This window comes from Streptomyces sp. ID05-26A (genome assembly GCF_033794685.1).
In the GTDB taxonomy this organism is placed as follows: domain Bacteria; phylum Actinomycetota; class Actinomycetes; order Mycobacteriales; family Pseudonocardiaceae; genus Lentzea.
This window is the reverse complement of record NZ_JARAYZ010000002.1, coordinates 2,232,685-2,242,851: the sequence shown is the minus strand read 5'-3', so window position 1 is coordinate 2,242,851 and position 10,167 is coordinate 2,232,685. Positions and strand designations below refer to the sequence as shown.

General features: G+C 70.3%; 4 protein-coding genes and 3 tRNA genes. 3 read left to right on the top strand and 4 right to left on the bottom strand.

The window, feature by feature from the left end; translation table 11 throughout:
• Window positions 1-103: 103 nt before the first annotated feature.
• The 3 genes from PV646_RS25870 to PV646_RS25860 all read right to left on the bottom strand — a co-directional run bounded on the left by PV646_RS25870 (window position 104) and on the right by PV646_RS25860 (window position 8,919).
• The gene (locus tag PV646_RS25870) at window positions 104-3,736 is read right to left on the bottom strand and encodes a DUF4132 domain-containing protein (protein ID WP_500344775.1); all 3,633 of its coding nucleotides are present in this window, start codon (window positions 3,734-3,736) and stop codon (window positions 104-106) included.
• A gap of 88 nt (window positions 3,737-3,824) precedes the next feature.
• A complete protein-coding gene (locus PV646_RS25865) occupies window positions 3,825-7,289 on the bottom strand; it encodes a DUF4132 domain-containing protein (protein ID WP_500344774.1) in 3,465 nt (1,154 codons plus the stop codon).
• Window positions 7,290-7,377: 88 nt separating this feature from the next.
• Window positions 7,378-8,919, bottom strand: a complete 1,542-nt coding sequence (locus tag PV646_RS25860; protein ID WP_500344773.1) for a glycoside hydrolase family 13 protein — start codon at window positions 8,917-8,919, stop codon at window positions 7,378-7,380.
• Window positions 8,920-9,218: 299 nt separating this feature from the next.
• Here PV646_RS25860 and PV646_RS25855 point away from each other — a divergent pair.
• The 3 genes from PV646_RS25855 to PV646_RS25845 all read left to right on the top strand — a co-directional run bounded on the left by PV646_RS25855 (window position 9,219) and on the right by PV646_RS25845 (window position 9,444).
• A tRNA-Gln gene (locus PV646_RS25855) sits at window positions 9,219-9,291 on the top strand.
• Window positions 9,292-9,293: 2 nt separating this feature from the next.
• Window positions 9,294-9,370 (top strand) — tRNA-His (locus tag PV646_RS25850).
• A 2-nt stretch (window positions 9,371-9,372) separates the two neighbouring features.
• Window positions 9,373-9,444: transfer RNA gene (locus PV646_RS25845), tRNA-Ile, on the top strand.
• Here the strand turns inward: PV646_RS25845 and PV646_RS25840 are convergent.
• Window positions 9,401-10,129 (bottom strand): inositol monophosphatase family protein, encoded by a 729-nt coding sequence (locus PV646_RS25840; RefSeq protein ID WP_500345087.1) that lies wholly within the window; start codon window positions 10,127-10,129, stop codon window positions 9,401-9,403. The two genes, PV646_RS25845 and PV646_RS25840, sit on opposite strands and share 44 nt — an antisense overlap.
• Between the last annotated feature and the right edge of the window lie 38 nt (window positions 10,130-10,167).

Here is a 10,167-nt window from a genome sequence, read left to right as displayed (position 1 = left end):
CCTCCTGGGGCCACACAAGGGAGTTGTTGTGCACGGACGTTACTCAGGGGGTCTGACAATTCTTTGCGGTGAGCTCAAAGAGCTGATCAGACCCCCTGCCCTGCTACCTCAGCGACTCCAGTTCGGACAGGATCTCCGAGGCCGTGATGGCGTCGGTGGTCAAGGCCTCTGTCGCGTTGCGCTGGGAGGACCAGTAGCCGTATCCGTTGGCGGAGAACCACAGCTCGGTGAACTTGACCTCGGGGAAGATGTCGATCGCGCCCACCGCGATGCCGGGGTCCAGGGAGGCGACCAGGGCGCCGCCGGCGGGCAGCGGGCGAGTGATCCAGCACTCCACGCCGCCGTCCTGCGGCTCGCCGCGGACCCAGCCCTTCTTGGTGAGGCTGAGGATCTTGCCGATCGGGAAGTCCGCGTCGCAGTACTTCTTCAGGTGCGGCAGGAGGTCCTCGTTCGGCGGCACCAGGTGCAACGGGCGGCCGAGTTGGGGGAAGGGCTGGAGGATCTCGTAGTCGGCGAAGACCTCGCCCCAGGCCTCCATGGCGTCCTGGAGGTCCACCGGGTGCGCTACGCGGACGGTCGTCTCCTCGGGGAGGGTGAACTCGTCGTCGTTCGCGTCGGCGAGCGTGCGGTCCTCGGCCAGGCGGAAGGACCGGCCGTCGGCGGTGAACCACACGAGGCGCCGGACGATGTGCCACAGCAGTGGGTGGCCGGCGAGGACCGTGTGGAACTCCTCGGTGGTCCAGGTGCGCTGGTTGACCATGGCGCGTTCGAGGCGCTGGATCTGGTCGGACGCGATGGTGCGGACGTCCTTCTTCAGGGCCATGAACCGCTTGTGCTCCAGCGGGGCCTGGTCCTGGTCGTCCTTCGCGCCGGGTTTCGGGAGGTCCTTGCGGCGCTTGCCGTCCGGGTCGAGGACGTAGGGCTTGAGCTGTTCGTCGAAGCCCACGGTGAACCGGCGCGGGCCGTAGTCGATGGTGAGGCTGGCGGCGTCGTCGAGGCCCAGGCGCGGCACGAGGCGGTCGGCCAGTTGGTCGCGGGACAGGCCCAGCTCGTCGGCGATCTGGGTGACCTTCTCCTGGGCCTTCGTCTTGAGGCCCTTGAACTTCACCTTCTCGGCGATGCTGTTGAGGTGGGACAGCGCGACCTCGGTGCCGATGTCGGCGAGCACGTCGAGGCCCGTCACGGCGCGGGCGTGCTGGCTCTCACCAGGCCACACGCGGATCAGCGGGGACAGCGAGCGGACTGTCGAGTCGTCGCCGAACCAGCCGAGCGCGGTCAGCGCCCAGCCCTCCTTCGACGGTGCGCCGACCTCCTGCCAGCGCTGGAAGACGGCCCACGCGAACTCCGCCAGCGAACCGGGGTCGAGCGCCTCACGGGCGATCGGCAGCCCGGCGTAGACGTCGCCCGGCTTGGACAGCGCGGCCGTCATCAGCAGGTGCTTCGCCGCCTCGGCGGACAGGGCCTGCCTGCGGTCCGCCAGCAGGACCTGGGGCAGCAGGCGGGTGTCCGCCCACTCGCCGATCGCCGGCAGCTTGGCGGGCAGCACGTCGACCGGGTCGACGGCCAGGAAGGATTCCAGAGCGGCGGCCGCGGCCGGGCTCGGGGCGAGCGCCACCACGTCCACGCCGAGGGCCTGCAGGTGACGGATCGCGGTCTCGGCGTTGCGCCGCTCGGCACCCGCCTTGCCCAGGGCGGCGGGAACGAGGAGGCGCGCGGCCTGCTCGCGGTGCCGGGCGAGCCAGCTCAGCGCGACCTTGCGGACCTGCTTGAGCCGCACCAGCCAGTCGGCCATCAGCGCGGCCACCTCGGGTGTGGCGAACGGCAGCAGGATCACCGCCGTGCCCGAGCTCCGCTCCGCAATGCGCAGCAGCGGAGGCAACGCGTCGAAGCCGAACTTCGCCGCCAGCCGCTTGCCCGCCGACTCCGCGCTCCAGCCCAGGTTCGGCTGCCAGTCCGCGAGCAGGTGCCGCACCTCCTCCTCGGGCGCCCCGACGAGCAGGTCGGCCATGCGATAGCCGATCCGGCCCGCCTTGAACTCCGCCAGCCAGTGCTGCCAGGTCTTGTAGGGGTGGGTGTCCCAGTGGCCGTCCCTCAGCCACTCGTCCCGCTCGCCCGGCTGCCACGTGATCGACGCGCCGGGCACCGGCAGGTCGGGCACCACCACCGGCTTCACCGGCGGCTTCCGGTTCAGCCACGGCGGCGAGGCCAGCACCGGGGGCAACGCCTCCGCCGGCGCCTCCGGCACCACCACCGTCTCGAACTCGACGAACCCGGCCGGCTTTTCGAGGTGCGGATACGTCTTGAGGTGCACGCTGAGCAACTGCCGCAGCTCGGCGTTGCGGTCGGCGCGTTCTCCCAGCAACCGGGCCGCCCGCGCCGGGAACGCGGCCATCATCGACAGCACCGCCGGACGCACGTACTTGGTGTCCATCCTGTCGAGCAGGATGGTGAACGCCTCGTCGGTGGGCAGCGCCGAGAGCACCTTCAGCACCTGCTTGCGGCGATCCGAGCGCTGGTACGGGTGGTCGAGCGCGACCGCGAGCAACGGCGCGACCGCCGGGCCCAGCACGTAGACCGCGGTGTGCAGGACGACGCTGCTGTTGGACAGCGAGGTCTGCGCCTGCTCGAACTCCTCGAAGGTGGTGGCGCTGCAGGGAAGGACCCACCAGCGGTGGTTCGAGTTCGGCGTCTGGCCCGCCTCGTGGAGCCAGTCGGCCCGGCCCGGCATCATGAACGCCCGTGCCAGCTTCGCGTTGACCAGGTCCTGGTCGCCGAGCCTGGCGAGCACGGCTTCCACCGCGTCGCGTTCGGCGTCGGTCGCGACCGCCAGTGCGTACCGGATCGTCCTGAGCATCTTGCCCTCGATGTTGTCGAGGTTGATGTGGAGGTAGTTGCGGGACGTCAGGCGTTCGTTGCCGTACTCGCGTTGCTGTGAGAACCATTCGCGCGCGCAGGTCAGCCTGGTGAACTCGATCGTGGCCTCTGTCGCGAACACCAGGCCGTGGTCGGCGATCCAGGCGTGCGCCGACTGCTCGCCGGGGGCGAGGACGGTGGCGATCGCCGCCGCGCCCAGGGGGTTGGGGCGGCCGGCGAGGTGGTCGCGGGCCGCTTGGACCACGTCCGGGTCGGAGGTGGGTTCGGACAGGACACGGTCGAGGGTGTCCGTCTGGGTGTCGGCTCGGCGCCGGGCTTCCTCTGCCAGGGCGGTGTTGACCGCGAACTCCGGGGCTGGGTGGAAGCCGCGTTGGCGGATCACGTCGCGGAGCCAGGTTTTGGGCATGGCCCAGGTGTCTTCGTCGATGGCCGGGGGGTGCTCGGTGGGGGAGGAGGCCTCTTGGCGTGAGGCAGGGGGAGTTAGAGGTGGCTGAGGCGCCTGGGGTGTAGGGGCGGAGGTGGTGGGCTGGGTGGTGTCGGCGGGCGCGGTGGCGGATTGGGACGTGCCGGTGGTGGGTTGGGTGGCGTCCGCGGGAGAGACGGTGGGCTGGGGCGTGCCGGTGGTGGGTTGAGTCGCCTCGCCTTCGGTGGTGGTGGAGGTGACCGCGCGGTAGCCCTTCTTCTCCTTCTCCGCCACCAGCTTCGCCACGTGTGCCTTCGCCGCGTCTGCGGAGGCCAGTTCCTTGGTCTTGGTCTGGCCGTGCGTGTCGATCCGTCCGAAGCGGACGGTGACCGCGGCATCGGCCTGGCTGACCTCCCAGAACTTCGCCGCGCTGCCCGAGACGAGCTCCCACCTGCGCACTGACTGCTCCCTGCTGTTCGATCCGAGTTGTTGGCGGTGACCGCGCCGAGCCGGTCTGACGTTGGACGTCGATCAACCGTTCCCGCTGTTACGCGTGCAGTGATTCGAGTTCTGAGATGAGCTCCGAGGCGGTGACCTGGTCCACTGCGAAGGTGGGCGGGCCGCCGTCTCGTGGGGGTGACCAGTGGCCGGCGCCGTTCTCGGCGTAGTACAGGGCGCTGAACTTCACCTCGGGGTAGATGTCGACCGCGCCTATCGCGATGCCCGGGTCCAGGCAGGCCACCAGGGCGCCGCCGGACGGGAGGGGGCGGGTGATCCACTCCTCCACGCCCGCGTCCAGGGGTGTGCCGCGCACCCAGCCTCGCTTGGCCAGGCCCAGGACCTTGCCCACCGGGACGGGCAGACCCACGTACTTCTGGAGTTGGGGGACCCTGTCCTCGTCCGGGAGGAAGGCGTGTGCCGGGCGGCTCAGCTGGGGGAAGGGTTGCAGGATCTCGTAGTCCGCGAAGACCTCGCCCCACGCGGCCAGAGTGCCGGTGAGGTCGACCGGGTGCGCCACCCGGACGGTGGCCGCTTCCGGGAGGGTGAACTCGGTGTCCTCGGGGGTGGCGAGCGTGTTGTCCTCGGCCAGGCGGAAGGTCCGGCCCTCGTCGGTGATCCAGACCAGGCGGCGGACCACGTGCCGGAGCAGGGGGTGGCCGGCGAGGACGGTGTGGAACTCGGTGGCCGTCCAGGTGCGCTGCGTCGTCATCGCGCCTTCGAGGCGGTGGATCTGGTCGGACGCGACCGTGCGGACTGCCTTCTTCAGTTCGGCGAAGCGCTTGTGCTCGGCCTGTGCGAGCTCCTGGTCGTCCTTCGCGGCCGGTTTGGGGAGGTCGGTGCGGCGCTTGCCGTCCTGGTCGAGGACGTGGGGCTTGAGTTGTTCGTCGAAGCCGACGGTGAACCGGCGCGGGCCGTAGTCGATCACCAGGGTCGCTGCCTCGTCCAGGCCCAGGCGCGGGACCAGCCGGTCGGACAGCTGGTCGCGGGACAGGCCGAGCGTCGCGGCGATGGCGGCGACCTTCTCCTGGGCGTGGGCCTTGAGGGCCTTGAACTTCACCCTTTCCGCGATGACGTTCAGCTGGGTCAGGGCCGCCTCGCTGCCGATCTGGGCGAGCACGTCCACCCCCGCCACGGCCTTGGCGTGGGCGTTCTCGCCGGGCCAGGCACGGACGAGCGGTGCGAGGCGGCGCACCGTCTCGTCGTCGCCGAACCAGCCGAGAGCGGGCAGCACCCAGCCGGCCGCGGGCGGGGTGCCCATGGCCTGCCAGCGGCCGAAGACCGCCCAGGCGAACTCCGCCAGCGACTCGCGGTCGCACGCCTCGACGGCGAGCGGCAGGCCGGGGTAGACGGCATCCGGTTTGGACAGTGCGGCCGTCATCAGGAGATGCGTCACGGCCTGCGCTGGCAACGCGCCGGTGCGGTCGCGCAGCAGCACCTGGGGGAGCAGCCGCGGGTCTGCCCACTCGCCGATCTCCGGCAGCTTCGCGGGAAGGGCGTCGAGCGGGTCGATCTCGATCAGGGCGCGGATCGCCGTCCCCGCCTCCTCGCTGACGGACGTGGCGACGGCGGTGACGTCGACGCCGGTCTCGTGGTGGAGGTGGCGGAGCGCTGTTTCCGCGTTGCGGCGTGCCGGGCCCGCGGTGCCCAGGGCCGGCGCGAGCAGGAGACGGGCGGCCACCTCGCGGTGCCGGTCCAGCCACGAGACGGCGTACGCGCGGGCGGATTTGAGGCGCGTCAACCAGTCCGCCATCTGCGCGGCCACCTCGGCGGTGGCATACGCGCGCAGCGCCACGCCCATCCCCTGCGGGTGGCGTGCCGCGAGCCGCAGCAACGGGGGCAGGGCGTCCAGCTCGTACCGGGCGGCGATGCGCCTGCCCCAGTTCTCGCTGTCCCAGGTGTCGTGGGGCGCCCATTGGGCGAGCAGTGGGCGTGCCAGATCCTCAGGGCCGGCCTCGAACAGCCTGTTGTCGTAGTCGCGGATCTGGCCGGACGTGAACCAGGCGGCCAAGGTCTCCCAGCCCTGACGGGAGTTCACGGTGCCGTCGTAGCACTGGATCGCCAGCCATTCCTCACGTTCGCCCGGCAGCCACGAAATGCTCGGTCCGGGCGTCGGGACGCCCTTGAGCACCAAGGGTTTCGGCCGCGGCCGGCGGTGCGCCCACGGTGGGGCGGCCAGCAGCCCGGGCAGCGCGGACGCCGGTGCCTCCGGGAGGCGCTGCGACTCCGCCTCGGCGAGCAGCGCGGCGGCGGCAGCGGGCACCTCCAGGCGCGGATGCGTCGACAGGTGGGCACGCAACAACGGCAGGACCTCGGGTTCGGCCACGCGCGGCCCGAGCAGCCGGGCCGCCCGCAGCGGGAACGCCGCCATCGCGGCCAGCAGCGAGGGCTGCACGAACTTCTCCTGCCGGCGGTCCAGCAGGAGCGTGAACGCCTCGTCGGTCGGCAGGGTGGCGAGCAGCTTCAGCGCGGACTTGCGGCGGTCCACGTCCAGGCCGGGTTCGTCGAGCTCCTCCGCGAGGAACGGCGCGATCGCCGGCCCCAGCACGTGCAACGCGGTGTGCGTCGTGAGCGGAGACCACGTGACCCAGCGGTGCTCCAGGGCGGCGAGCTGCTCCCGCGTGCTCACCGAGCACAACGTCATCCAGTTGGCGGGAGAGCCGGGGGAGTCGGCGTTCGCCTCCTCGAACCAGTCGTGCCGGGCGGGAACGAGGAAGGCCCGCGTCACCCTGCCGAACCGGCTGTCACCGACCTTCTCCAACTCGGCGACGGCGGCCTCGTGGGTCTCCGGGTCCGCGACGGCGAAAGCCGAGCGCATCAGGATCATGGACTCGCCGTCGTGGCTGGCCGGGGCGATCTGATGTTCGGGGAACGGTTCGAGGTACGCCTTGAACGTCCGGTCGGTGCGGGAATCGCGGAAACCACCGAGGAACAGGGTGCCGAGGCGCACCATCGCCGCAGCCGCGAACGGCAGCCCGTACTCCGCGATCAACCAGTGCACCGTCGCCTTGTGCAACTGGGCGACTGTCGCGAGCGCCGCCGCGCCCAGGTGGCTGGGCCGCCCGGCGAGCTGCTCCCGCAACGCGTGCACGACCTCGGCGTCCGACCTCTCGTCGGCCAGCACCTCGGCGATCGCGGCGTCGTTGGCGGGAACCCAGTCGCGGAACTCCTGCACGCGAGCGGAGTTCACCGAGAAGCGCGGCAACGGCTCGAGACCACGACGGCGCAGCACGTCCCTCATCCGGAGCGCGGGCATCTCCCACGTCTCCTCGGACCGCGCGGGCGCGACGGCGGGGGCAGCAGCGGCGGCGACGCTCCGGTAGCCCTTCTTCTCCTTCTCCGCCACCAGCTTCGCGGCGTGTGCCTCGGCGGCGGCCTCGGACGGTAGCTCCTTGCCCTGGGTCTGCCCGGCCGCGCCGAGCCGTCCGAACCGGACGGTGACCACGGCACCGGCCCGCTCGATCTCCCAGAACTTCGCCGAACCACCGGAGACGAGCTCCCACCTGCCTGCCACGAGACCCCCTGAACACGACCTGGAACCGATGTCCACGGACCGTACCCAGGGGGTCTGACAGTTTTAGTCGATCAAGTGAAACCGCAGTTCAGAGCTTCCACCACAGTGCTGTGTCCGGCGGCAGGAGCAGCAGCCCGTCCCGCACCCCGTAGTACGACGAGGCGAGCAGCACCGAACCCGGATCCGGCAGTTCGACGACTGCCTCGGACAGGTTCACCGCGCACGCGAGCCCGTCGCGTTCGAACCACAGGACGCCGTCCGGGCCGTCGACCCACGTGAGACCCGCGCTTGCGGCAGGGTTCTCGCGCCGTGTGCGCAAAGCGTTGCGGTAGAAGGACAACATCGAGTCCTGGTCGCCCGCCTGGGTCTCCACGCTGAGCTTCGCCCAGTCCGCGGGCTGCGGCAGCCACGACCCGCCGGTGCCGAACCCGAACGACGGCCCGGAAGCCGCCCACGGCAACGGAACCCGGCATCCGTCCCGGCCGCGTTCGGTGTGTCCGGACCGCTCCCACATCGGGTCCTGCAGCACCTCGGCCGGCAGGTCCAGCACCTCGGGCAGTCCGAGTTCCTCGCCCTGGTACAGGTACACCGAACCCGGCAACGCCAGCATCAACGCCAGTGCCGCGCGCGCACGGCGGACACCGGTCTCACCGCCGCCGTACCGCGTCACGTGCCGTTGCACGTCATGGTTCGACAGCACCCACGTAGTAGGCGCCCCAACGGGTTCCACCGCGGCCAGCGACGAGTCGATGACCGACCGCACCGCCTCGAAGGTCCAGTCGGCGGACAGGTAGTGGAAGTTGAACGCCTGGTGCATCTCGTCGGCACGCAGGTACATCGCGGTCCGCTCGGCGGAAGGCGTCCAGGCCTCCGCGACCAGCACCCGTTCGCCGGGGTAGGTGTCCACGACCGCACGCCACTCGCGGTGGATCTCGTGCACGCCGTCCTGGTCGAAGAACGGCAACGACTCCGTGCCGAGCAGCTTGAGCTGGTCGGTGTGGCCGATGTCGGGCAGCCCCGGCGCCTTGATCATCCCGTGCGCCACGTCCACCCGGAACCCGTCGACGCCCAGGTCGAGCCAGAACCGCAGCACGTCGAGGAACTCCGCGCGCACCTCGGGCAGTTCCCAGTTCAGGTCCGGCTGTTCCGGCGCGAACAGGTGCAGGTACCAGGACCCGTCGGCCACCCGCGTCCACGCCGGCCCGCCGAAGACCGACTCCCAGTCGTTGGGCGGCTCGTCGCCGACGCCCTCGCGGAACATGTAGCGCTCACGGCCGTTCCCGGCGAGCGCCTCCTGGAACCACGCGTGCTGGTCCGAGGTGTGGTTCGGCACGATGTCGACGATCACTCGAATGCCGAGCGTGTGTGCGTCGTCCACCAACGCGCGCACGTCGTCGAGTCCGCCGAACTGCGGGTCGACCGCGCGGTAGTCCGCGACGTCGTAGCCGCCGTCCGCCATCGGCGAGGCGTAGAACGGCGTGATCCAGACCGCGTCGACACCGAGGTCGCGCAGGTACGGCAGGCGCGAGCGGATGCCCGGCAGGTCACCGACGCCGTCGCCGTCCGAGTCGGCGAAGCTGCGCACGTAGACCTGGTAGATGACGGCGTGGCGCCACCAGTCGTAAGACATGTCCCTGCCTTCCGATGGGGTGTGTCAGCGATACAGGAAAGACGTTGCAAAAGTTTTCCGCAAGTCGGCTTGAGGATTACTGGAAGACTCCATGCGTCTCTGCAAACTTTTGCAACCCTGGATAATGCGTTGCGGCACCTCGCCGTCATCCGTCAGAGTGGATCGTGACGAACCGGAGGAAGGAGCCAGCCGTGATGCAACACATGCGCCATCAGCACGTCTGGTGCTCCTCGGCATGAGCTGACTCATGTCTCCGGGGAGCCGTCCCGTCGCACCGAGCGACGAGGCGGCTTTTTTGATGCCCGTTGGTCCAATTGGCACGGACGCCGCGCTCTGGACGCGGAGATCGAGGTTCGAGTCCTCGACGGGCAGCTGTGACCGAAGCCGAAGCAGTCGAGGCGCCAGGTTGTGGTCCTGGTCGAAGCCGGTGCGAGTCCGGTCGGTCACCCCAAGCGCGCGGGATCCGGCGATCACCCAGGCCTCATGAGCCTGGGGTGCCTGGTTCGACACCAGGACGCGCGACCAGGAGAGCGAGGAAGGCGTCGTGCAGGACACCGTTGGTGGCCAGCACGACGTCCTCCTCGACCACCGTCACACGCCCGCCCGCCTCCTCCACGAGCACCGGCAGGCACGCCAGGTCGAACTCGTCGAGGCCCGCTCCCGTCGCGATCACCGCGTCCACCCGGCCCGTGATCAGGTCCAGCACCGACGTGGCGCCGTCGACGACGACACAATGCTCCAGCGTCGGTTTCCTCCTGCCGTGCAAGCACACCCGTGCGCCACTAACAGTGTCTCTCGAGGACACTCGAGCTACTTCTTCGCGCTCGCCATGAAAAACTCTGCACCCCATGCCACGTCCCGCTGCCATCGTGATGCCCAGTGACGGCAGCGCGGACACCGCAAGGGCGTTCTCCAGTGCGAGGTCCACCGAGTAGTTCGGCCGTCCCGCAACGAAGTCCGCGGTACCGCTGATCGGGTCGACCAGCCACCGCCGGCCCGAGGTTCCCCGGCGCTCCGGGCGTTCCTCACCCAGGACACCGTCGCCGGGCACCGCGTCCGCGAGCAACCGGCGCACCAGGTCCTCGACCTCGAGATCAGTCTCGGTGACCTCGCTGCCGTCCTCCTTGAGTCGCACCCCGGGCTCGCCCGCGTCGAACGCCCGTTTCGCCACTTTCGCCGCCTGGCAGCAGATGTCCAACGCCAGCCGCATGTCGGTCCACATGGTCGTGAGACTGTTCCGGCCGCCGC